General features: G+C 56.4%; 22 protein-coding genes and 4 tRNA genes. 21 read left to right on the top strand and 5 right to left on the bottom strand.

Features of this window, described 5'->3' with window-relative positions; translation table 11 throughout:
• Window positions 1-7 precede the first annotated feature (7 nt).
• The 5 genes from pyrF to ACYX4K_RS07785 all read left to right on the top strand — a co-directional run bounded on the left by pyrF (window position 8) and on the right by ACYX4K_RS07785 (window position 5,233).
• Window positions 8-718 (top strand): orotidine-5'-phosphate decarboxylase, encoded by a 711-nt coding sequence (pyrF, locus tag ACYX4K_RS07805; protein WP_475092682.1) that lies wholly within the window; start codon window positions 8-10, stop codon window positions 716-718.
• Between the two features lie 158 nt (window positions 719-876).
• Window positions 877-1,173 carry a ComEA family DNA-binding protein gene (locus ACYX4K_RS07800; RefSeq protein ID WP_475092683.1) on the top strand — a complete coding sequence of 99 codons (297 nt, stop codon included), beginning with the start codon at window positions 877-879 and terminating at the stop codon, window positions 1,171-1,173.
• Between the two features lie 63 nt (window positions 1,174-1,236).
• Complete coding sequence (locus ACYX4K_RS07795) at window positions 1,237-2,193, top strand: NAD-dependent epimerase/dehydratase family protein (protein WP_475092684.1); 957 nt, start codon at window positions 1,237-1,239, stop codon at window positions 2,191-2,193.
• On the top strand, window positions 2,193-3,107 hold the full coding sequence (locus tag ACYX4K_RS07790) for an MraY family glycosyltransferase (protein ID WP_475092685.1): 915 nt from the start codon (window positions 2,193-2,195) through the stop codon (window positions 3,105-3,107). Before ACYX4K_RS07795 ends, ACYX4K_RS07790 begins: the two co-directional genes overlap by 1 nt.
• A gap of 107 nt (window positions 3,108-3,214) precedes the next feature.
• Entirely contained in the window at window positions 3,215-5,233 is a 2,019-nt protein-coding gene (locus ACYX4K_RS07785; RefSeq protein ID WP_475092686.1) for a polysaccharide biosynthesis protein, read from the top strand.
• Window positions 5,234-5,378: 145 nt separating this feature from the next.
• On the opposite strand, the gene ACYX4K_RS07780 is transcribed toward ACYX4K_RS07785, so the two are convergent.
• Window positions 5,379-5,454, bottom strand: a tRNA-Asn gene (locus ACYX4K_RS07780).
• Between the two features lie 105 nt (window positions 5,455-5,559).
• A tRNA-Asn gene (locus tag ACYX4K_RS07775) sits at window positions 5,560-5,635 on the bottom strand.
• A gap of 232 nt (window positions 5,636-5,867) precedes the next feature.
• Between ACYX4K_RS07775 and uvrB the strand changes: the two genes are divergently transcribed.
• Window positions 5,868-7,877: an excinuclease ABC subunit UvrB gene (uvrB, locus tag ACYX4K_RS07770; protein WP_475092687.1), complete on the top strand. Its 2,010-nt coding sequence runs from the start codon at window positions 5,868-5,870 to the stop codon at window positions 7,875-7,877.
• 11 nt (window positions 7,878-7,888) lie between these two features.
• On the opposite strand, the gene ACYX4K_RS07765 is transcribed toward uvrB, so the two are convergent.
• Window positions 7,889-8,872, bottom strand: coding sequence for a DMT family transporter (locus ACYX4K_RS07765; protein ID WP_475092688.1), 984 nt, complete (start codon window positions 8,870-8,872; stop codon window positions 7,889-7,891).
• A 211-nt stretch (window positions 8,873-9,083) separates the two neighbouring features.
• Here ACYX4K_RS07765 and ACYX4K_RS07760 point away from each other — a divergent pair.
• The 14 genes from ACYX4K_RS07760 to ACYX4K_RS07695 all read left to right on the top strand — a co-directional run bounded on the left by ACYX4K_RS07760 (window position 9,084) and on the right by ACYX4K_RS07695 (window position 20,090).
• Window positions 9,084-9,160: transfer RNA gene (locus ACYX4K_RS07760), tRNA-Val, on the top strand.
• A 121-nt stretch (window positions 9,161-9,281) separates the two neighbouring features.
• Window positions 9,282-11,216 carry a threonine--tRNA ligase gene (gene thrS / locus ACYX4K_RS07755; protein WP_475092689.1) on the top strand — a complete coding sequence of 645 codons (1,935 nt, stop codon included), beginning with the start codon at window positions 9,282-9,284 and terminating at the stop codon, window positions 11,214-11,216.
• Window positions 11,217-11,269: 53 nt separating this feature from the next.
• Window positions 11,270-11,797 (top strand): translation initiation factor IF-3, encoded by a 528-nt coding sequence (infC, locus tag ACYX4K_RS07750; protein ID WP_043315894.1) that lies wholly within the window; start codon window positions 11,270-11,272, stop codon window positions 11,795-11,797.
• 141 nt (window positions 11,798-11,938) lie between these two features.
• A complete protein-coding gene (rpmI, locus tag ACYX4K_RS07745; protein WP_010131383.1) occupies window positions 11,939-12,133 on the top strand; it encodes a 50S ribosomal protein L35 in 195 nt (64 codons plus the stop codon).
• 36 nt (window positions 12,134-12,169) lie between these two features.
• Window positions 12,170-12,529, top strand: a complete 360-nt coding sequence (rplT, locus tag ACYX4K_RS07740) for a 50S ribosomal protein L20 (RefSeq protein WP_010131381.1) — start codon at window positions 12,170-12,172, stop codon at window positions 12,527-12,529.
• 226 nt (window positions 12,530-12,755) lie between these two features.
• On the top strand, window positions 12,756-13,769 hold the full coding sequence (pheS, locus tag ACYX4K_RS07735; RefSeq protein ID WP_043315896.1) for a phenylalanine--tRNA ligase subunit alpha: 1,014 nt from the start codon (window positions 12,756-12,758) through the stop codon (window positions 13,767-13,769).
• 80 nt (window positions 13,770-13,849) lie between these two features.
• On the top strand, window positions 13,850-16,234 hold the full coding sequence (pheT, locus tag ACYX4K_RS07730) for a phenylalanine--tRNA ligase subunit beta (protein ID WP_475092690.1): 2,385 nt from the start codon (window positions 13,850-13,852) through the stop codon (window positions 16,232-16,234).
• Window positions 16,235-16,366: 132 nt separating this feature from the next.
• The gene (gene ihfA / locus ACYX4K_RS07725; RefSeq protein ID WP_043315900.1) at window positions 16,367-16,672 is read left to right on the top strand and encodes an integration host factor subunit alpha; all 306 of its coding nucleotides are present in this window, start codon (window positions 16,367-16,369) and stop codon (window positions 16,670-16,672) included.
• Complete coding sequence (locus ACYX4K_RS07720; RefSeq protein WP_406827862.1) at window positions 16,653-17,018, top strand: MerR family transcriptional regulator; 366 nt, start codon at window positions 16,653-16,655, stop codon at window positions 17,016-17,018. Before ihfA ends, ACYX4K_RS07720 begins: the two co-directional genes overlap by 20 nt.
• 137 nt (window positions 17,019-17,155) lie before the next feature.
• Window positions 17,156-17,232, top strand: a tRNA-Pro gene (locus ACYX4K_RS07715).
• Between the two features lie 187 nt (window positions 17,233-17,419).
• Entirely contained in the window at window positions 17,420-18,625 is a 1,206-nt protein-coding gene (locus tag ACYX4K_RS07710; RefSeq protein WP_475092691.1) for a tyrosine-type recombinase/integrase, read from the top strand.
• A gap of 52 nt (window positions 18,626-18,677) precedes the next feature.
• The gene (locus tag ACYX4K_RS07705) at window positions 18,678-19,205 is read left to right on the top strand and encodes a hypothetical protein (protein ID WP_475092692.1); all 528 of its coding nucleotides are present in this window, start codon (window positions 18,678-18,680) and stop codon (window positions 19,203-19,205) included.
• Between the two features lie 106 nt (window positions 19,206-19,311).
• The gene (locus ACYX4K_RS07700; protein WP_475092693.1) at window positions 19,312-19,578 is read left to right on the top strand and encodes a helix-turn-helix transcriptional regulator; all 267 of its coding nucleotides are present in this window, start codon (window positions 19,312-19,314) and stop codon (window positions 19,576-19,578) included.
• Window positions 19,579-19,628: 50 nt separating this feature from the next.
• On the top strand, window positions 19,629-20,090 hold the full coding sequence (locus tag ACYX4K_RS07695) for an HAD domain-containing protein (protein ID WP_476178812.1): 462 nt from the start codon (window positions 19,629-19,631) through the stop codon (window positions 20,088-20,090).
• On the opposite strand, the gene ACYX4K_RS07690 is transcribed toward ACYX4K_RS07695, so the two are convergent.
• Window positions 20,037-21,320 carry a tyrosine-type recombinase/integrase gene (locus ACYX4K_RS07690; protein WP_475092695.1) on the bottom strand — a complete coding sequence of 428 codons (1,284 nt, stop codon included), beginning with the start codon at window positions 21,318-21,320 and terminating at the stop codon, window positions 20,037-20,039. The genes ACYX4K_RS07695 and ACYX4K_RS07690 overlap by 54 nt on opposite strands.
• 336 nt (window positions 21,321-21,656) lie before the next feature.
• Between ACYX4K_RS07690 and ACYX4K_RS07685 the strand changes: the two genes are divergently transcribed.
• A complete protein-coding gene (locus ACYX4K_RS07685) occupies window positions 21,657-22,448 on the top strand; it encodes a sigma 54-interacting transcriptional regulator (RefSeq protein ID WP_475092696.1) in 792 nt (263 codons plus the stop codon).
• Window positions 22,449-22,512: 64 nt separating this feature from the next.
• On the opposite strand, the gene ACYX4K_RS07680 is transcribed toward ACYX4K_RS07685, so the two are convergent.
• Window positions 22,513-22,872: a hypothetical protein gene (locus ACYX4K_RS07680; protein WP_475092697.1), complete on the bottom strand. Its 360-nt coding sequence runs from the start codon at window positions 22,870-22,872 to the stop codon at window positions 22,513-22,515.
• Window positions 22,873-22,992 lie beyond the last annotated feature (120 nt).

The raw sequence follows: 22,992 nt of genomic DNA, 5'->3' as shown, positions 1-22,992 counted from the left end.
GTGCTCATTGACTGAATCTGTTTCTTCTCCGGTTATCGTGGCTCTGGATTACGATAATGCCGACGACGCTCTGGCGATGGCCGCGCAACTGGATCCGGCAGTCTGCCGTGTCAAAGTCGGAAAAGAACTGTTTACCATTGCCGGCCCAGAGCTGGTGCGAAAGCTGGTGGCGCTGAACTTTGATGTGTTTCTCGATCTGAAATTTCACGATATTCCGAATACAGTGGCGGCTGCTGTGCGTGCGGCGGCCAATCTCGGCGTCTGGATGGTGAATGTACACGCGTCTGGTGGCGAGAGAATGATGCGCGCCGCTCGCGAAGCCCTGGAGCCCTTGGGCGACAAGCGCCCGTTGCTGATCGGGGTAACCGTGCTGACCAGTACCGCCGAGGAAGAGCTGGCGCCGGTAGGGGTGGCGCGCGCTCTGGGTGAGCAGGTTACCGCGCTGGCCAGGCTTGCTCAGGAAAGTGGCCTTGATGGTGTTGTTTGTTCTGCGCGTGAAGCGGGTGCGCTCAAAGCTGCATGCGGCAAGAATTTTGCGCTGGTGACCCCCGGTATTCGTCCCGCGGGTGCGGCAGCAGACGACCAACGTCGTATCGTAACGCCGGCAGATGCGGTGCAGAATGGCTCCGATTACCTGGTAATCGGTCGCCCGATCACCGCAGCGGAAGACCCCGCTGCGGCACTGCAGGCGATCGTGAGTGATTTGGCAGGCCATTGATCGTTATGTAAACCCGTGTAACACGCTGTAATGGTGTGTAATGGCTCAGGGCTCAAAAGGCTGCGGATAGTTTGGTAGAGTGCTTCCGCCTGGGGAGGTTTGTGGTCCCACGGATTGAAGACCATAACGCTTTGAGCCATTACAAAAAGGAATTTGCCATGAAACTGTTTCGTTTCCCTCTTGCCGCACTGTTTGCCCTTTCCATGTTGCTGGTCAATGTGCCGGCCGTATTCGCCGAAGATATGCCGGCGCAAGAAGTACAGGTCGTGAACCTGAATACCGCCACGGCGGAAGAGTTGTCTGCGGCACTGGATGGTGTGGGGTCGGCGCGCGCGGAGTTGATTGTCCAGTATCGAGAAGAAAACGGTAGCTTTTCCAACGTTGAGGAGCTTCTCGAAATCAAGGGGATCGGCGTAGCCACGCTGGAGAAGAACAGGGATCGGATCCAGTTGTAAATAAGTACCGGAACAGCGCCTCAGGGCGCTGTTTCTTTTTTGATCGGGGAGTGGGTCGCGCGAATGCGATGGGTGGTAGTTGGAAGTTCGGGTTACATCGGCGAGGCGCTCTGTCGGTATCTGGTGGCCGCCGGTTTCCATGTGCGCTCGGTATCACGTCAGGCCGTCGGTCCCGACGGGACGAGCCACCAGCAGGTCGAGAGCTATTGCGCCGATACTTGCGCGGAGCTGTTTTCTACTGGTGATAGGGTTGTGTTTGCAGCGGGCCTGTCTTCGGTAAAAGATTGCCGGCGGCACCCTGAGCTGGCCAACGAAGTAAATTTTCGCCTGCCAGTGGCAATGTTACAGGGAGCTGAGAGCGCAAAAGCTGAGTCATTCCTGTATCTCTCCAGCGTAAAGGCGGTTGTCCCTCCCGATGGGGAGATCGCCGGGGAGTTTGCTGGAGAGCCAGCGCTCGATGTGTATGGCGGTAGTAAATGGCGCGCAGAGCAGAAGCTTCTGGCGTCAGTGTGCAAGATTCGTGTCAACATTCTGCGGCCGGCGGCCGTTTATGGGGATTATGGGTCTTCTGCTGTCACCCCGGGGCGGGGGGGCGACGCGGTGAAACAGAAGAGGGCGCATGCCTGGCGGCAGAGGTTTCGAGCCTGGGGGCGGTTATTTCCGTGGGTGCCCGCAACCGGTTGGCGGAGTTTTGTGGCGCTGGAAGATTTGCTGTCGGCTATCCGCCTGGTCGTGGAATCGGATTGTGATCGTGAGACCTTTATCGCGGCGGAACCGCAATTTTATGATCTTGCCGGGATTGCCACTGTGGCCAGTGGGCGCCGTATAAAAAGTAGCCGTTTAGCCGCGGCATTGCTTTTGACTCCTGCTCGATTGCTCTCTGTTTTGGGAGTTAAGACAGGTTTTCTTGATGTTGGAAGGGGCGAGCTTTATAGTTCAGCGCGAATAAAAAATGCACTGAACTGGCGTCCAAGTCGACGCTATGGTCAGTATTTGCGGGGTTTTGACGGGGATCGTTGATGGGGGCGTACTTTGACCACAGTTGGTGGTCGCTGCTGTTTTTTTGTGCAGTATCCGGTGTCGTGGCCGCAATGGTATTGCGGTTACTTCTTACCCGATTGCGCGAATTCGCCCTGGACGCGCCCAATCATCGTTCCCTACATGAGACGCCGGTGCCGAGAACTGGTGGGTGGGGATTGTTGGCTGGTGCCACTGTCGGTGTGCTGTTAAGCCAGCCTGAAATCCAACCTGGCATCGTTTTTGCCTTTATGGCGTTGTTGTTGGTATCTCTGGTTGATGACTTGCGCTCGTTGAGCGCGCGATTGCGTTTTTCTGTACAGATTTTATCCGTTTCGACCCTGTTATATGCGCTGGCCCTGCCGTTAGGCGGGTCATGGTCTTGGGTTGTTTGGCCGCTGTTGGTGCTGGTGGGCGTTTGGGTCGTCAACCTGTACAACTTTATGGATGGCATGGATGGGTTTGCCGGCAGTATGACGGCGATTGGTTTTGCGACCCTGGGTGCGATCTGCTTTTTGCGAGATGTGCCGCAAATTGGAAGTATTTGCCTTTTGGTCGCAACAAGTAGTGTCGTTTTTTTGTACTACAATTGGCCGCGTGCGCAAATTTTCCTGGGCGATGCCGGCTCAACCGTGATCGGCCTGGCCGTATTTGCAGTGAGTGTAGCTGGCTGGCAGCAGGGAGCCTTTGGGGTGGTGATTCCGCTGCTGGTATTTCTCCCTTTCTGGCTGGATGCCACGGTTACTTTAATCATCAGAATGCTCCGCAGAGAGCGCTGGTGGGAGGCGCACCGTCAGCATTTCTACCAGCGTGTGGCACTGAAGCGCGGTGTGAAAACGTCGTTGTTTATCGAATTGGCCGTGATGGTGAGCACGTCTTTGCTTGCCCTGCTGCTGGTAGCATTCGAATTGGCTTGAGCCCCCGTCAGGTATTTGTGGGCGGACAGTGGCTTAAAGGACGTTTTGGTTGTTTGTGTTTATGGAGGGGCCTGTGGTGCCCGGTAAAGGAATTTTTTGGGGGATTGGTGAATAGCTTTTATAAAGCTGCACAGAAAAACTACAAGCCGTTTTTGATGCTCTGCTATGACTTGCTGATGCTCACGGCTGCGTTTTTACTGGCCATGACTATTCGCTTTAACGGTGCGGGTACAGTTACCGAGCCCACCATGGCGCTATGTCTGGCCATGACGCTCATTTCGAGTAGTTTCATTTTCCTTCGCCTGGGTCTGTACCGCACGGTGATCCGCTATATGGGGCAACAGGCCATTGTCGCTGTCCTGCAGGGCGTGACGGCGTCTGCGGTTGTGCTGGCAGTTGCATCCTACCTCACCTATGCCGGTGTGCCGCGCTCTGTCCCGGTCATTTACTGGTGTTTTGCGCTGATTACCGTGGGAGGTTCCCGCTGGCTGGTGCGTGTCTACTACCAGATGGCGCTGGAAATTCACAAAACGCGCGTTGCAATTTACGGTGCGGGTACCGCTGGTCTGCAGCTGTACAAAGGGCTGATTCACGGCGAGATGTACAAGACCGTCGCCTTTTTTGACGATAATGCGTCCAAGCAAAATACATTGATCGATGGGGTGCTGGTATACAGCCCCGCCAGTATCCTCGAAGTAATCGCCGAGCGCGATATCTCTGAAATTCTGCTGGCGATGCCGGGGGTCCCCAAGCGCCGTCGACGTGAGATCACTCGCAGCCTGCGTGAGCGCGGCATTGTGGTAAAAGTGATTCCGGGCATGGAAGAGCTGGTAGACAGTGCCGGCCGCGTATCCGATGTTTCCCAGATTTATGAAAACATCCTTGGGCGCGCTCCCGTAGAGCCGCAAAAAGAGTTGGTCTCCGCATCCATTTTCGGCAAGGTAGTGATGGTTACGGGAGCGGGTGGCTCGATTGGTTCCGAGCTCTGCCGTCAGATTATCCAGTGGGGGCCGGCCAAGCTGATCATGCTTGAGTCTTCGGAGTTCTCCCTGTATCAGATTGAGCGCGAGTTGCAGCAACAGCAGCAGGATGAAGGCCTGCAAGTGGAAGTGACAGCGCTGTTGGGGGATGTCCGTAATCGCGCGCGTGTAGCGGAAATCATTCAGTCATTCGAGGTGCACACCATCTACCACGCGGCGGCCTACAAGCATGTGCCTCTGGTGGAGCAAAATGTGGTGGTGGGTGCGGAGAATAACGTGCTGGGTACGCTCGCCGTATTGGAGGCCGCCGAGGCTTACGGTGTGGAGCAGTTCGTGCTGGTTTCCACGGATAAGGCGGTGCGCCCGACCAACGTTATGGGGGCAACCAAGCGTCTCGCAGAGCTGATCTGTCAGGACTTCGGGCGCCGTTTCGGGCGTACCCGGGTGTGTATGGTGCGCTTCGGTAATGTGCTTGGTTCCTCTGGTTCCGTTATTCCGCTGTTTACCGATCAGATCAATGCCGGCGGCCCGGTGACGGTGACTCACCCCAAGGTGACCCGTTTCTTTATGACCATTCCTGAAGCGGCACAGCTGGTGTTGCAGGCGGGAAGTATGGGGCGCAAAGGCGAAGTCTTTGTACTGGATATGGGGGAGCCGGTCCGTATCCTGGATATTGCCCGCCGCCTGATTCAAATCATGGGCCACACCGTGCGCGATGAGGCCAATCCCGATGGCGATATCGAAATTCAGATCTCCGGGTTGCGCCCGGGTGAGAAACTTTACGAAGAGTTGCTGTTGGGGGATGCGGTTGCGGGAACCGATCATCCTATGATCATGCGCGCGGAAGAGGAACGCCTGCCCAGCGAGCAGCTGCAGTCGTTTATGGTTGAGCTGAAAGACGCCTGCGCGCGCCAGGATTGTGCCACGGTGCACCGGCTGCTGATTGAGGCGGTGAAGGATTACACGCCGAAGCAGCAGTTGGTGGATACGGTTTGGACACAGTTGTCGGAAGTGAATGCATCCGGAGATGCTGCGCTCCGAGGTGTGCAGGGCGGTACGCAAGACGGTGCGGAGGTGCGCCGCTTGCCGGTGGCATCAAACAGTCGCCGGGCTCGGCGGATTACCGGTGAGGTGCCGGAAGTGTAATTGACAGATTGTTGGGGCGGATTGCGGTCGGCCCCTCGGCACTCTTGGATGGAAGGTAGAGGTTGGATAGAAGATAGAGGTGCCGGGCAATTTGTACCGGGCAATAAAAAACCCCGTAACCGGTAAGGATGCGGGGTTTTTTGTTTGGCTCCGCCTGCTGGGCTCGAACCAGCGACCCAATGATTAACAGTCATTTGCTCTACCAACTGAGCTAAGGCGGAATTTTTGGTTAGGGCGCCTGCCTCTTGGTGAAGGTGGCCCTGAAAGAGCATAGCTCTAAATAAAATCTTCGTGGCAATTAAGTGTCGCAACGAACATTTTGAATTTGGCTCCGCCTGCTGGGCTCGAACCAGCGACCCAATGATTAACAGTCATTTGCTCTACCAACTGAGCTAAGGCGGAACTGTCTGATCGGTCTTGCAAATGCCGTCCCGGTCAGGTGGCGCGTATCTTATAGAGCACCCCAAACCAGGTCAACCCTTTTACCTAAAAATAAGCCTTTGATTTTGCAGTGTTTATTTTCTCGCCGCCCCGTTCAAACTAACACCTGATTTGTCCCGCACCGGGGTGTGCGCCTACAATTTCCCACCCCGGAGTGCCGGGTGTGAAGCGAAACCGGAGTGGTAGTTGGCCAATGGAAACCCGTCCTTTTGAAGTCGCCAGTAAATACGAGCCCGCAGGGGATCAGCCCGCCGCTATTGAGGCACTGGTTGAAGGGGTGGGGGATGGCCTCGCGCATCAGACCCTGCTGGGGGTAACCGGCTCCGGTAAAACCTTCACCATGGCCAACGTAATCGCGCGCCTCCAGCGGCCCGCAATCGTGATGGCCCACAACAAGACCCTGGCCGCTCAGTTGTATGGTGAGTTGAAGGAGTTTTTTCCGCGCAACGCGGTGGAGTATTTCGTTTCCTATTACGACTACTACCAGCCGGAAGCCTACGTGCCGTCGTCGGATACCTTTATTGAGAAGGATGCCTCGGTCAACGAGCACATCGAACAGATGCGCCTCTCTGCCACCAAGGCACTGATCGAGCGCAAAGACGTGATTGTGGTGGCGACAGTATCCGCCATCTATGGTCTGGGTGATCCGGACAAGTACCTCAAAATGGTGCTGCACCTGGACCGCGGGGATATCGTCGATCAGCGCACGATTCTGCGCCGCCTCGCCGAGCTGCAGTACACTCGCAACGATGCGGACTTTCGCCGTGCCACCTACCGGGTGCGCGGGGACATCATCGATATCTATCCCGCGGACTCGGATCTGGAGGCGGTGCGCCTCTCCCTTTTTGATGAAGAGATCGAAGAGATCACCTTGTTCGACCCGCTAACCGGGGAAGTGCTGCAAAAAGTCCCGCGCATTACTATTTTTCCGAAGTCCCACTACGTAACCCCGCGGGAGACGATCGTCGATGCCATCGACCTGATCAAAGAGGAGCTCAAGGGGCGCCTCGAGCAGATGCGGGAAAACAACAAGTTGCTGGAGGCTCAGCGGCTGGAGCAGCGCACCCGCTACGATCTGGAGATGATGCAGGAGCTGGGTTACTGCAACGGCGTGGAAAACTATTCCCGCTATCTCTCTGGGCGCGACCCCGGTCAGCCGCCCCCCACCTTGTTCGATTACCTGCCACACGATTCCTTGCTGTTTATCGACGAAAGCCATGTGACTGTGCCGCAAATTGGCGGCATGTACCGCGGAGACCGTTCGCGCAAAGAAACGCTGGTGGAATACGGGTTTCGCTTGCCGTCGGCGCTGGATAATCGGCCGCTGAAATTTGAAGAGTGGGAGCACCTTTCGCCGCAGACAATTTTTGTGTCGGCTACCCCGGGTAAGTACGAGCAGGAGCACGCCGGCGCGGTGGTGGAGCAGGTGGTGCGGCCCACGGGCCTGGTGGATCCGGAGGTGGAGATTCGTCCGGCCGCGACCCAGGTGGACGATACCCTGTCGGAGATTCACCGCTGCGTCGACAAGGATCAGCGCGTGCTGATTACTGTGTTGACCAAGCGCATGGCGGAAGATCTGACCGAATACCTGCAGGAGAGTGGTGTGCGTGTACGTTACCTGCACTCGGATATCGACACGGTGGAGCGGGTAGAGATCATTCGCGACCTGCGTATCGGTGAGTTCGATGTGCTGGTGGGGATCAACCTGCTGCGAGAGGGGCTTGATATGCCCGAGGTTTCCCTTGTTGCCATCTTTGATGCGGACAAGGAAGGCTTTTTGCGCTCAGATCGCTCGCTGATCCAGACCATCGGTCGTGCCGCGCGCAACCTGGAGGGTAGGGCAATTCTTTACGCCGATAAAGTCACGGATTCCATGAAGCGCGCGCTGGAGGAGACTGAGCGCCGCCGCGAAAAGCAGTTGGCGCACAACGCGGAACACGGCATTACCCCCAAAGGCATCCGCAAGAGTGTTGCCGATATCATGGAGGGCGCCATTGCTCCCGGGGTGCCTAAATCCCGTCGCAAAGTGGCGGAGAAGGGCGCCGCTTACAAGGCCGATCAGAAACCGCTTACCGAGCAGCAGCGCTGGGCGCGCATCGAAGAGCTCGAGGAGCAGATGTACAACCACGCCAAGAATCTGGAGTTCGAGGCGGCCGCCAAGCTACGCGATGAAATCACCAAGCTTAAAGAGGCGGCGCCGTAAGGTGTTGGGTGCTAGTTCGTCTGATTGGTTGTCGGCGCTACCTTGGGCTGTGTTGGCTGCTTCATTGGTTGTTTCAATAAGAGCAGGCTGCCAATAATCACCGCCATGCCGAGCAGATGGGTAGGTGTGAAGGGTTCCCCAAGAACCAGTGCCGCAGCAATCAGTGTCACGACCGGGCCAGATGTGCCAATGGCGCCGGTGGCGCTGGAGCCAATCTGCAAAATGGCGGCGCTCATCATCAGCGATGGAATTACCGTGCAGAGAAAGGCCACAGCCAGCGCATAACCGTAAACCGGCCAGGGCTGTTGCAAGCGCGACCAGTCGCCCTGAATGGTAAAATGGACGGCAATGGCCGCGCTCGCCACCATCATGGCGAGAGCTGTGAATTGCCGGCTCCCCAGCACCTTGATCACCTTCTCGCTGAATGCCACATACAGGGCAAAGCTAAACGCACTGCCGAAGGTCAGTAGCGCTCCCCAGCTGACACCGCCAAGGTTTACCCAGGTCGGGGTTGGTACTCCGGTACTGAAATCCTGGTCCTGCCAGTAAATCAGCAGAATGCCGCCATAAGCTCCGGCCAGGCACAGCATCTGTCGCGTCGATGCCGTCTTTCCGAGAAACAGCCAGCCAAGCGCCACAACGATGGTGGGGTACAGGTAGATAATGAGTCGTTCGAAGTTGGCGCTGATATAGCGCAGCCCCTGCAGATCGAGAAAGCTCGCCAGGTAATAGCTGCAGAGTCCGAGTGCGACCGTAATCAACGCGTTCTGCCCGCTCACCGGCTGCCACTGTCCGCCTCGACGCAGCAGGAGCAGGATGGCGATGTAAAACGGCAGGGCGAGAGCCATGCGAAGGAGAATGAAAGTCTCCACATCCACGCCGTAGCGATACGCGAGCTTGATAAAGATCGCCTTGATGGAAAAGAGGGCAGCGGCGCCCAGTGCCAGCAGGAATCCACTGCGGCTGATGGCGCTGTCGGTAGGTGAGGTGCTCATAAAATCCTTCAAATACTGCGGTGCGAGACCGGCCGGACACGGTGGTGGCCTCGGCGCTGCATCCTGCAGCCGGATCACGATACCCCAAGTGCTTGATTGGCGGAAATTTTTTCTGTTTTGGGCGGTTGAAAAGCAAAAAAGCCGGTGCTAAAGTTCGCCTCCTTCGCAGCGGGGCCATGTCTTATGGAGTATCCTCAGTCTGCAACTCTATAGACCCATAGCTCAGTTGGTTAGAGCGCTGCCTTGACATGGCAGAGGTCAGCAGTTCGAGTCTGCTTGGGTCTACCAATTTCTCGCGAGTTTTTTCTTCTATCCTGATCTGACTCGTTTCGGGCACATGCCCAATCTTCACGCTCTGTGAATCACGCGGTCTTTCGTAGGGATCGCCACTGAAACAAAAGGAAGAACAATGCCTGTTGTTACCCTCCCTGACGGTTCCCGTCGCGAATTCTCCAATCCTGTTTCCGTATTCGACGTTGCCAATGATATTGGTCCCGGTCTGGCCAAAGCTGCGCTGGCGGGTGTTGTCGACGGCAAGGAAGTGGATACCAGTTTTGTAATCGATCACGACGCCAACCTGGCCATCGTGACCGATCGCCAGCCAGAAGGCCTGGAAGTCATCCGTCACTCCACCGCACACTTGCTGGCCCAGGCGGTCAAGCAACTGTACCCCGGTGCCCAGGTCACCATCGGACCGGTGATCGAAGATGGCTTCTATTACGACTTCGCCTACGAGCGGCAATTTACCCCGGAAGATCTCGAGAAGATCGAGAAGCGCATGGAAGAGCTGGCCAAGGAAGATATTCCGGTCAGCCGTCGCTTGCTGCCCCGGGACGACGCGGTCAAATACTTCCGCGAGATGGGGGAAGAGTACAAGGCGGAAATCATCGCCAGTATCCCCACCAACGAAGATATCTCCCTGTACCGCCAGGGCGACTTTGAAGACCTGTGCCGCGGCCCGCACGTGCCGTCCACCGGCAAGCTGAAGGCGTTCAAGCTGACCAAAGTGGCCGGCGCCTACTGGCGCGGCGATGCCAACAACGAGATGCTGACCCGTGTATACGGCACCGCCTGGGCCAACAAGAAAGAGCTCAAGGCGTACCTGCACCGTATCGCGGAAGCGGAAAAGCGCGATCACCGCAAACTGGCGAAGAAGTTTGACCTGTTCCATATTCAGGAAGAGGCGCCGGGCATGGTGTTCTGGCACCCCAACGGCTGGACCGTGTACAGCACCGTCGAGCAGTACATGCGCGAACGCCAGCGCGAGCGCGGCTACAAAGAGATCAAGACTCCGCAGTTGGTGGACTTCTCTCTGTGGCAGAAGTCCGGTCATGCGGACAAGTTCGCCGACGACATGTTCACCCTGGAAAGCGAAGAGCGCCAGTTTGCCATCAAGCCCATGAACTGCCCCTGTCACGTGCAGGTGTTCAATCAGGGCCTGCGCAGCTACCGCGATCTGCCCCTGCGACTGGCGGAGTTCGGCTCCTGTCACCGCAGCGAGCCGTCCGGTTCCCTGCACGGCCTGATGCGTGTGCGCGGTTTTGTGCAGGATGACGGCCACATCTTCTGTACCGAAGACCAGATCCAGTCGGAAGTATCCGAGTTCATGGACCTGCTGCATGCGGTCTATAAAGACTTCGGCTTCGAAGAAGTGATCTATCGTTTATCTACCCGTCCGGAACAGCGCGTCGGTTCCGACGAAAGCTGGGACAAGGCGGAGAAAGCCCTGGCCGACGCCCTGAATGCGGCGGATCTGCCCTGGGAAGAGCTGCCGGGTGAGGGCGCCTTCTACGGGCCCAAGATCGAATTCTCCCTGAAAGACTGCCTCGGCCGTGTATGGCAGTGCGGCACCATTCAGGTGGACTTCTCCATGCCGGGCCGCCTGGACGCCCAGTATGTGGCGGAAGATGGCTCCCGTCAGACCCCGGTAATGCTGCACCGCGCGACCCTTGGGTCATTCGAGCGCTTTATCGGCATTCTGATCGAGAACTACGAGGGCGCCTTCCCGACCTGGCTGGCCCCGCAGCAGGTGGCGGTGCTGAATATCACCGATCGCCAGTCTGAATACTGCCAGAACCTTGAGTCCAAGCTGGGTGCAGAAGGATTCCGCGCCGCTGCTGACTTGAGAAACGAGAAGATCGGCTTTAAAATCCGCGAGCACACGCTTCAGCGTGTTCCTTATCTGCTGGTGATCGGCGATAAGGAAGTGGAAAACCAGACGGTCGCCGTGCGGACACGTAGCGGTGAGGACCTCGGAACCATGACTTACGAGTCTTTCCTTGAGCTCCTCCGCCAGGACGTGGATCGCCGCGGCCGTTCGTCTATTGAGGGTGCAGCTGAATAAGCGCCCCAATAGGCTTTTATAAATTACCGGAGACGAGTGTTATTAAACGAGATATGAAAGGAAAGTCCAAAAAGGCCCGTATCAACGATCAGATTGAAGCTTCGCAACTGCGACTGATTGGTGCGGATGGTGAACAGGTAGGTATTGTTTCTCTGGAAGAGGCGCTGGAACACGCGCAGAAAGCCAGCCTGGATCTCGTTGAAATTGCCTCGGACTCCGATCCCATCGTCTGTAAGATCATGGACTACGGGAAGCACGTATTTGAGGCCAAGAAGGCTAAAAATGCGGCTAAGAAGAAACAAAAGCAGCAGCAGATCAAGGAAATGAAGTTCCGTCCCGGTACCGATATCGGCGACTACCAGATCAAGCTGCGCAACCTGACCCGCTTCCTGGAAGCCGGGGACAAGGCGAAAGTCTCCCTGCGCTTCCGCGGCCGTGAAATGGCTCACCAGGAGCTGGGGATGGAAATGATGCAGCGCATCGAGAAAGATCTCGAGGAGCTGGGTACTGTGGAGCAGCGGCCGAAGATGGAAGGCCGTCAGATGATCATGGTCATTGCGCCCAGTAAAAAGAAAAAGTAAGGCGCAGGGTTCACTCTGCACCTTCTTTTCGGGAAGTGATCGGGCGACGGCTGCCTTCTCACTCCCGCACAGTTACAGGCCTCGGTCTGTAGCCAATTAAACAAGCCCATTCGTGGGTCATTATTTACTTTGGAGTACAAAATGCCGAAAGCAAAAGTACACAGTGGCGCTGCCAAGCGCTTCAAGAAGACGGCTTCGGGCTACAAGCACAAGCACGCCAACAAGAGCCACATCCTCACCAAGATGACCACCAAGCGTAAGCGTCAGCTGCGCGGCACCAACACTTTGAACAAGTCTGATGCCACCCTGGTCGATCGCATGCTGCGCGCCAAGTAATTGGCTGCACACGTAAGTTTTTAAGAGGATATTGATATGGCCCGTGTAAAACGTGGTGTAGTGGCGCGTCGCAGTCACAAGAAAATTCTGAAGCAGGCTAAAGGTTACTACGGTGCGCGTTCTCGCGTATTCCGCGTAGCCAAGCAGGCAGTCATCAAAGCTGGTCAGTACGCTTACCGCGACCGTCGCGTTAAGAAGCGTAACTTCCGCGCTCTGTGGATCACGCGTATCAACGCCCAGTCCCGCGCTGAAGGCCTGAGCTACAGCCGACTGATTGCTGGCCTGAAGAAGGCGGATATCGCTCTGGATCGCCGTGTTCTGGCTGATCTGGCGGTATACGACAAAGCCGCTTTTGCTGCCGTAGTTGAAAAAGCCAAGGCAGCCCTGGCAGCTTAATTAGCGCCTGCAGAATAAATCGGCCCGCAAGGGCGGATTTGTGCTTTAAAAATAGGGAAGGGCTGTTTGGCTCTTCCCTATTTTTTTATCTGTAATGTCTATACAGAACAAATTTCTGACGCGGTGGACTGCTATTATCCGCTGCGGAAAATAAGTACTCATTGTCACTCATCGATCAGAACGAGTCAGAGCGAGCGAATAGCGAGCCTTAAGCGAGATAGTATCAATGCAAGAATTGCAGTCCCTCACCGAGCAGGCGCTGGCGCTGGTAGAAAAGGCCGGCGACCTCGCCGCACTGGACCAGGTGCGGGTAGATTACCTGGGTAAGAAAGGCCAGATCACCGCACTGCTGAAAGGTCTGGGCAAGCTCTCTGCGGAAGAGCGTCCGGCGGCGGGAGCCAAAATCAACGAAGCCAAGCAGCAGGTGCAGGACGCGATTAATGCGCGCCGTACCGCGATGGAAAAGGCCGCCATTGAAGAAAAGCTGGCCAAAGAGACCATCGACGTCACGCTGCCGGGCCGCGGTGAAGATCACGGCAGCATGCACCCCATCACTCGTACCCTGCGTCGCATTGAAGAGATCTTCCAGCGCCTCGGCTTCTCCGTCGAACAGGGCCCGGAAGTGGAGGGCGACTACTACAATTTTGAAGCCTTGAATATTCCCGCCCACCACCCGGCGCGGGCCATGCACGACACCTTCTATATCGATCCCTCCACGGTACTGCGCACGCACACGTCCTCCGTGCAGATCCGCACCATGGAAAAAACCAATCCGCCCCTGCGCATTATCTGCCCGGGCCGCGTGTACCGTTGCGATTCCGACGTCACTCACTCGCCCATGTTCCACCAGGTAGAAGGCCTGGTGATCGACGAAGGCGTGAGTTTCGCGCACCTGAAAGGCTGTATCGACCAGTTCCTGAAAGCCTTCTTTGAGGCGGATGTTCCGGTGCGTTTCCGCCCTTCCTATTTCCCGTTCACCGAGCCGTCTGCGGAAGCGGATATCCAGTGCACTAACTGTGGCGGTGAAGGCTGCCGCGTGTGCTCCGGCACCGGTTGGCTGGAAATTCTCGGCTGCGGCATGGTGCACCCCAACGTCTTCGCCTCCTGCGATATCGACAGCGAAAAATACTCCGGCTTTGCCTTCGGCCTCGGCGTCGAGCGCATGGCCATGCTGCGTTACGGCGTAAACGACCTGCGCCTGTTCTTCGACAACGACCTGCGTTTCCTCAAGCAGTTCTAAATCGAATCCAATTTATTGGGAGCCCACTGTGTGGGTGAACCGCGCAAAGCGCGCAAGAAACAAATAGCTAGAGATCAGATATGAAATTCAGCAACGCCTGGTTACGGGAGTGGGTAAACCCGGACCTGACAGCACAGCAGCTGGCCGACCAGATCACCATGGCGGGCCTGGAAGTGGACGCCGTAGAGCCAGTAGCCGGCGCGTTTTCGGGTGTGGTCGTCGGTGAAATCGTCGCCTGTGAACAGCATCCGGACGCCGACAAACTGCGCGTCTGTAAAGTAAAAGGCCACCCGGAAGGGGAGATGCAAGTGGTCTGCGGCGCACCCAATGCGCGCACCGGCATCAAGATTCCTTTCGCGTTAGTGGGCGCCAAGCTGCCCGGCGATTTCAAAATCAAAAAAGCCAAACTGCGCGGCGTCGAGAGCTTCGGCATGCTGTGTGCCCAGACCGAACTGGAACTGGGTGACGACAGCGACGGTATCTGGGAGCTGCCAGAAGACGCCGTTATCGGCACCGACCTGCGCGAATATCTGCAGCTGGACGACAGCACCATCGAGGTCGACCTGACCCCAAACCGTTCCGACTGCCTCGGCGTCGCCGGTATCGCCCGTGAAGTGGGAGTGCTGAACCGCTGCGAAGTCACCCCGCCGGTTATCGAGGCGGTTGCCCCGATAATCGACGACAGCCTGCAAGTTTCCCTGCTCGCCGAAGACGCCTGTCCGCGCTACGTCGGCCGTGTGATCCGCAACATCAATATCGACGCAGAAACCCCGCTGTGGATGCAGGAGCGCCTGCGTCGCAGTGGTGTGCGCAGTATCGATCCGGTAGTGGATGTTACCAACTACGTATTGCTGGAACTGGGTCAGCCCATGCACGCCTTTGACCTCGCCAAACTGAGCGGCGGCATTAAGGTGCGCATAGCAGAGCAGGGCGAAAAACTCACCCTGCTCGACGAGCAGGAAGTGGAACTGAAAGCCGACACCCTGCTGATTGCCGACGAGAAAGGCCCACTGGCCATCGCTGGCATCATGGGTGGACTGGATTCCTCCGTCACCAAGGCCACCAACGACATCTTCCTGGAAAGCGCCTTTTTCAGCCCGCTGGCCATTGCCGGTAAAGCCCGTTCCTACGGCCTGCACACAGATTCCTCCCACCGCTTCGAGCGCGGCGTGGATTACCGCCTGCAGGAAAAAGCCATTGAGCGCGCCACCCAGCTCCTGCTGGAAATCGTCGGCGGTGAGCCGGGCCCGGTACACCTACGTGAAGTGACCGAAGCCATGCCGGCGGAGCGCAATATCACCCTGCGCCGCCAGCGTGTAAGCGGTGGTCTCGGTATCGAAATGAGCGATGCCGAGATCGTCGAGATCATCACCCGCCTGGGCCTGGAAAAGATCGCTGAAGACAGCGAAGGCTGGACCTTCCTGGTGCCCAGCTTCCGTTTCGATATCGCCATCGAATCCGATCTGCTGGAAGAACTGGCACGCGTATACGGCTACAACCGTATTCCCAGTGTCGCCTTGAAAGCGTCTCTGGATATTGTGCCGCGCGCCGAAGCCAGTGTGGCCCAGTCCCGCCTGGAGCAGACCCTGCTGTCCCGCGGCTATCAAGAGGCCATCACCTTCAGCTTTATCGACCGCGATGCCTCCGCCAAATTCGACCCGGAAGTAGAGCCTGTAGCCCTGCAGAACCCCATCAGCGCAGATCTCTCCGTAATGCGCACCACGCTGATGCCGGGCCTGGTCAAAGCCCTGCAGTATAACCTCAACCGCCAGCAGGACCGCCTGCGCCTGTTCGAAACCGGCCTGCGTTTCGTGCCCGGCAATGAGGGCGAGGCACTGCAACAGGAGCGTATGCTCGCCGGTCTGATCTACGGTACCCGTCAGCCGGAAGGTTGGACCGGCTCCAAAGACCTGGTGGACTTCTATGACATCAAAGCGGATGTGGAAGCGCTGCTGAGCCACTTCGAGGCAGAGGGCGAATTCACCTTCGTTCCCGCCAGGCACTCCGCTCTGCACCCCGGCCAGTGCGCCGAGCTGCAGCGCAATGGCAAGCCCGTTGGCGTACTGGGCGCACTGCACCCGGAACTGCAAAAAGCCTACGACCTGCCAAAAGGTGCCTTCCTGTTTGAGCTGAGCCTGGATGGGCTGGGGCAGGCGGTCATTCCTGCCTTTACTCCACTGTCCAAATTCCCCGAGGTTCGCCGCGATCTCGCCATACTGGCAGACGTGGAGACCCCGGTTGGTCAGCTTGCTGAATCGGCGGTCAGCGCCGCTGGTGAATTTTTGACAGACTTCAACATTTTTGACGTCTATCAGGGCAAAGGCATTGATTTTAATAGAAAAAGTGTCGCCATGGGCTTGACCTTTCAGCATCCCTCGCGCACCCTTAACGACGAAGAAATCAATGCCGCCGTGCAAGCGGTTGTTTCTGAACTAGAACAAAAATACAACGCCAGCCTGCGCTGATTCGGAAAACGCTCCGGGGTACGCAGACTGACGCGCGTATCCCGAGAGCGTCTGCCTCCGGGTTCCAAGCCAACGCGGTACCAGGCTTAACAACCGGGAGTCGACGCCTCTGAATCTGTTGGGCAGGAACCAATGACAGAGGCACTGACCAAAGCCGGGCTCGCCGAGAAGTTGTACGAAGAGCTGGGTTTCAACAAGCGCGAAGCCAAAGAAATCGTCGAATATTTCTTCGAGGAAATCCGCAACGCCCTTGAAAATAACGAGCAGGTCAAACTGTCGGGGTTTGGCAATTTCGATCTGCGTGACAAAAGCCAGCGCCCGGGACGGAACCCCAAGACTGGCGAAGAAATCCCCATTTCCGCGAGAAGGGTAGTCACCTTCAAGCCGGGGCAAAAACTCAAGGCACGAGTAGAAGAAGATGCTGGAAGCGAGTCATAACAGCGAACTCCCTGTAATCCCGGGGAAACGCTATTTCACCATCGGTGAGGTCAGCGAGCTGTGTGCTGTCAAACCTCACGTACTGCGCTACTGGGAGCAGGAATTCCCGCAGCTCAGCCCGGTCAAACGTCGCGGCAACCGCCGCTACTACCAACACCAGGATGTCATCCTCATCCGTCAGATCCGCGCGCTCCTGTACGAAGAGGGCTACACCATTGGCGGCGCACGCCTGCAGATGGAAAGCGGCAGCTCCGAAAAAGTGCAGACCGTACAGCTGAACCAGGTGATCCCACAGATGATCGCTGAACTGGAAGGTGTGCTGGAACTGCTGGAAGCGGAAGCCTGATCTAACCTGAGTCAAAAAGGCGCAAAACGGGCTTGCATTCCCACCGTACTTCGGTATGATTTGCGCCTCATCGCCAAGCGATGCCCCTTATAAATCAAGCACTTACGTAACTTTTACCCCGCTTGATTTACTCTTATCGGAGTGTAGCGCAGCCTGGTAGCGCACCACACTGGGGGTGTGGTGGTCGTCGGTTCAAATCCGGCCACTCCGACCAACTTTCTATCCCGTTTCGGTTCATTCCGTCTCCAACCCCCTGATTTTCCTCAAATCAGCGCGCGGTACCTTTCCCATCTTGTAGCATTCAAAACCACGGAAACCCGGCACTATTACGGTATTTCTAGCGGTATTCACGCCGTTTCGAGTTCGCATACCGTCACTCCGCGGCATTCGGGAGGGCGCGCATGGGCAAATTGACGGCAACCGCCGTGCAAAAGGCCAAGCCCCGGGAGCGAGGCTACAAACTGACCGATGGCGCTGGTCTCTACCTTTATGTACTACCCTCTGGCGGTCGCAGTTGGCGTCTGGATTATCGGTATGGAGACAAACGGAAAACACTGAGCCTGGGACTGTTTCCTCGGGTCAGTCTGGTCGAGGCGCGGAGCCTGGCCGATGAGGCTCACTCCAAGCTTGCCAAAGGTATTGATCCAGCGATCGAGCGTAAGGTCCAAAAGGCCACTGCCTATCTCAATAGCAACGAGACTTTTGAGGCCGTTGCACGGGAGTGGGCCGAGATGAATCTGGCGGACAAGTCCAATTCGCACAAAACGCGCTCCACGGCCCTGTTGGAAAATGACCTCATACCGGTGCTGGGTGGTATCCCGATGCGGGACCTCAATGCGGTGCTGTTGCTCGGGGCCCTGCGCAAGGTCGAATCCCGCAGTGTGGACATGGCCCACCGTGCAAGAGCGTTGGCGGGCCAGATCCTGCGCTACGCGGTAGCGACGGGTAGGGCGGAGCGAGATTTCTCCCCAGACCTGCGCGGTGCATTGCGCACCCATCACAAATCCCACTACCCAGCCATTACCGACCCAAAAGCATTCGCAAAGTTGATGCTCGCCATCGATTACTACGACGGCACTATGACAGTTCGCAATGCGCTGAAAATCGCCCCGCTATTGATGTTGCGCCCAGGCGAGCTGCGCCATATGACTTGGGAACATGTGAACTGGGAGCTTGAGCAGCTGGAATTCCCGATCGGCTATATGAAGCGTAAGGATCGCCCGCAAATCGTGCCGCTTTCTACGCAGGCGTTGGCGATTTTACGCGAACAGCAGCGTTTCAATGGGCGCTTTTCACCGGTGTTTCCGTCTGGCCATGGGCGCCGCCGCTGTATGAGTGAGAATGGCATGCGCGCTGCGTTGCGCAATATGGGATACGCGAATTCCATTCACACGGTGCATGGGTTTCGCGCATCCGCACGCACAATCATGGATGAAGTACTAGAAGAGCGCCCCGATCTACTTGAGGCGCAGCTGCATCATATGGTTCGCGACAGTACTGGGCGCGCCTATAACCGCACTAGTCATCTGGATGCGCGCCGAGAAATGTTGCAGCGCTGGGCGGACTGGATCGATGTTCAGAAACGCAAACTCGATGCGGATGACTGACCTCATAGCATCAAGTGTTTGACTTGATAATTGGACTATCTCGGAGCAAGACATGGAAATGCAACCATACATCGAAATGCGGGACTTTCCCGGTGTGGACGAGCTCGATTTTTTACTGCGCAGCGTAGATCCTCAGACAGGTCCCTATGACCTATGGATTTCCACCGCGTTATGGCGCCTCTACTTAACGCCCATCGATGTAGAGTTGACGATACTCTCTGGGCCCCAAGAGGGCGATCCAGTCGAAAAACTCTCGTTTTTTGTGGTCAGACAATTTCCCCTCGGGAGTCCCCATATCGGGCCCCACCGTATCTACAACCGCAGGCTGTTGCGCGAGCTCAATCGCAGGGTTTGGCAGCGTTGGGATAGCTACCGAATAAGCCAGGGCTATGAGGAAATTCGACGGCACGAACTCAAGGAGATCGATCCCGAGCTACTCCGCTTGGTGTCACCGGCATTTTTCTTTTGCGACCGCCAACTCCAGGATCTTCGTGAGCAATTCTCTTTATTGGAACAGGAGCGTGAGATCCTGTTTCAGGTGATTTCGGCGCTTTCCCAAGTGGCGGATCGGCACCGATAGGTCGAGATCAGCCACGACCGCCCCTTCAAACACGGGTGCCCACGGCCGCCGCGGATGGCCTTTTGGGGTAGGCTACGAGCTGAACCCAAAACTCCCTAGGTGTGTAATGGAACGAGATAAAACAGACCCGAATGACATCCAGCGGCTTCTGGACGAACACCCGGATCGCCTTCTGCGACTCCCGGAGGTTTTACGGCTGGTGGGTGTATCCTCATCCACCTGGTACCGCTGGATTGAACTTCGGCGGGCCCCTCCACCGAAAAAGTTTTTTACCGGCGGCTCATCTTGGCGGTATGGTGAAATCATGCAGTTTCTTCAGTCCCCACAGGAATATTTCTACACAGAGGACGACGAGGAGACGCTTTCAAAGTAAAGTTGGTGACGGGAGATATCCCTTGTGGTAGAAGGTTTAGCAGCTAGATGATGGCACAACGTATTGTTTTCCTGGACTTTGATGGAGTCGTACACCCCGCAGGCCAGCACGTGCCAATTCATTGGGCTCAGGTGCGGTCGCTAATTGGACGCAATTTTTTCCTGCCAGAACAGGTGGCTCGAATAAACCGCTTGTGTGAACAATCCGGTGCAAAAATTGTAGTGACCTCCACTTGGCGGCTAGAGTTCAGTCTGCGAGCTTTTCAGCCAATCTTTGGTAACCGGATCATCGATGCGACGCCGCTGGTGCGACGCATTCCGGCGGGAATACCAATGCGCTGGCTGGAGGTTGAGACGTATCTACGAGATCGAGAAAATACGGGGAAGTATGTCATCATTGATGATCAGGCCGGTTTGTTCCCTCCGAAACTCTCCCAGTTAGTTATTACCGATCCAACCTCAGGTTTCCTCGAAAAAGATCTCGAGTTGGCTCTGGCCATCCTTCGTGGCTGACGAGCTTGCTCCATGTTGCTGTTTTTCTCGCTGCATGCGATTAGCGATTTCTGCCTTTTGGGTATCCAGCCAGTCCGCCCAATTCTGCAGCATTTCTCGGCGGGCATCGAGGTGAACGGTGCGGTTGTAGGCCCGTCTATTTGGATCCCGCACCATGTGATGCAGTTGATGTTCGAGCAAGTGGGGCGGCACGTTCAGTACTTCCTCCATAATCGTGCGTGCCGACGCACGAAACCCATGCGCGCTCTGCTGGAGCCCTAGGGGCCCCAGGCTTTTCAGCGCTTTCTGCATGGCAGTAGGGCCCATTTGTTTTCTGCGCCCATGGGCGGATGGAAAGACGGGTCCGAACCCCCCGCAATAGCGGTGCTGTTCCTGCAGAATATTCATGGCTTGCTGGCACAGCGGGACGATATGGGGGCGTTTTTTGTCTTTCATGTCCCCGATTTTGAATTCCAGTTGTTCCGCCTCCCAGTTGACGTGATCCCAAGTCATACGTCGAAGTTCCCCTGGTCGCAACATCAGCAATGGTGCAATCCTCAGAGCGTTCCGTACGGTCACAGTGCCTTGGTATTCATCAATCGCCAGCATTAGCTCAGCAAAGGTAATTGTGTCAACGATCGCATCGTAATGAGAGCCTTGGTGTTTGCGCAGCGCCCCGCGGAGGTCCGTAGTGAAATCTCTGTCTGCACGGCTGGTTGCCACTGCATAGCGTAATATTTGCCCAGCTAGCGCTCTGGCACGTTCGGCCATGTCGGGGCTGCGATTTTCAATTATGCGTAGCGCGCTGAGTAAGAGTGGAGCGTTCAGCTGACGAATTGGAATTGCGCGCAATACTGGCAGCAAATCGTTTTCGAGTAATGCCATGGAGCGCTCCCGGTGTGACTTAGATTTATCGGATAGGTGCGCTTTCGCCCACTCACGAGAGACCGCTTCAAATGTTTCTTCGCTGTCCAGATATGTACTCGCCTTGGTCAATTTGCGTTCTACCGCCGGGTCCAAACCTGCGGCGAGTTGGCGGCGGGCTTCAAGTGCTTGTGTGCGAGCATCCGCCAAGCTGACGTGAGGGTAGAGCCCGAACGTCACGGTTTTTCGTTTATTGCCGTAGCGATAATCCAGGCGAAAACTCTTTCCGCCTGTGGGCAGCACGATCAAATACAGCCCGTCTGAATCACTCAGCTTGAAAGCCTTCTCTTTCGGTTTCGCCTTGCGGATTTTCATGTCGTTGAGCACTGCCTTTCCTCCGATGCGAGTAAGATAATTTCTGTAGTCACATCGGACAGTTTGCCTGACCCGATCAATGCTGATGGACATGGGCACAGCGGGCTCAGGGGGTGCTGGAGGGTTTATCGCGTAAGCGGAGAGGTTGGGGTTGAATGTCATGTGGCTGAAAATCGCACGCAATGTATGAGAATCGATCGATTAACTTCACTGCAATTACAGCGAGCACACACCAGTTCAATCCGAAGCAAAATGTGATTAAGATCACAGGATTATTTGGCCGATACAAAAACAAAAAAAGGCGCCACGGCCTGAGCATCGATCGGCAGCCTGGGGTGGGGCTGCGAGTTGGCAGTCGAGCAAGTTTTAGTCAGCTGGATCGGAGGAAAAGATCTGGCCGCAGCGCAACAGGATGTGCAGCAGTTGGGACCGGTGGCGCAGACTCTACTGGGGCAGCGGTTCGACCGTGTTGAACTCCTCTACAACTATCCGCAGTCGAGTGTGGACGCTTACCTGGCATGGCTTCGGTCGCAGATTGCTGCACGAGTAACTTCTAGCGATTGCAACCTATCCTCCCCGGTAAACTTCGGTGAAATCTACCAATCAGCGGAATCTGTGCTCTTGAGGTTGGCCCATGAGACAGGCACCCAGCTGAACATCTTGCTGAGCCCGGGAACCCCGGCGATGCAAGCGGTCTGGATCCTTCTGGGTAAAACACGCTTTCCTGTGACCTTCTGGCAATCCTCATTGGAGGAGGGCGTCAGCAAGGTCGAGATCCCGTTCGAAATCGCCGCGGAGTATATTCCCGCAGCGGACAGCATCGGTTCGCGGGCCATCCGCGAGCTGTCCACAGCGCACGCGCCCGCCAACGCAGCCTTCGCCGACATCATCACCCAGAACCCGCAGATGGAACGTCTCAAAGTTCAGGCGGGAATTCTCGCTGTGCGGGAAGTGCCAGGGCTTGTATATGGCGAATCCGGCACCGGCAAGGAGCTGTTTGCCCGCGCGATCCACAATGCCAGTCCCCGTGCAGCCCGTCCTTTTATAGTGGTGAACTGTGGTGCTTTCCCTCCCGAGCTAATTGACTCCATTCTCTTCGGTCACAAAAAGGGGGCCTTCACGGGGGGTAAGAATTGGTAAGTGGGCTGTGTCAGATTGTTTTTGAGTGGGTAGGGCGGAGCGTCGGTTCGAGAAGGTTGGGCGACTAGCTTTCGAGGTCGGATATTACTTGGTCAACTAGTGATAAAAGTTGTGGATCTTCCGAGACTTTAGATGCCAATTCAGATGCAAGAAAAGAAAACTGGGCGGCGTTTAGAGGGAGGTTTTGGTAGCGCAACAGGGTTAAACGCTGGATGATGAAAGCTCTTTTCTTTGAGCGGCTGTCCAGTGATTTTGAATTGCTTACAAAGCCTGTCTTTATCTCCGAGAAAAGCTCATCAACTGAAAGTTGGGGGGCAGAGTTGAGTGCACCAGGGTGGTCGGCGTTACCTTTCCGACTTTTGTTTGCTATTCCAAGTGCGGCACTCAAAGAGGTGAGTGCTTGTGGCGGTGCAATCCTGCTCATATTGACCTGATCGTTTCATTTGCGCTTAGACGAATGCTAGCAAATAACCTTTTTTCTCGACAGCCCTCCCGCGCGCATTGATTTTCGTATGAATTTTCTTCGCACCGCCCGAGTTTTGTG

This window comes from Microbulbifer sp. ABF4_107 (genome assembly GCF_056312215.1).
Note: the sequence above shows the minus strand (reverse complement) of the source record. Positions and strands in the feature narration are given on the sequence as shown.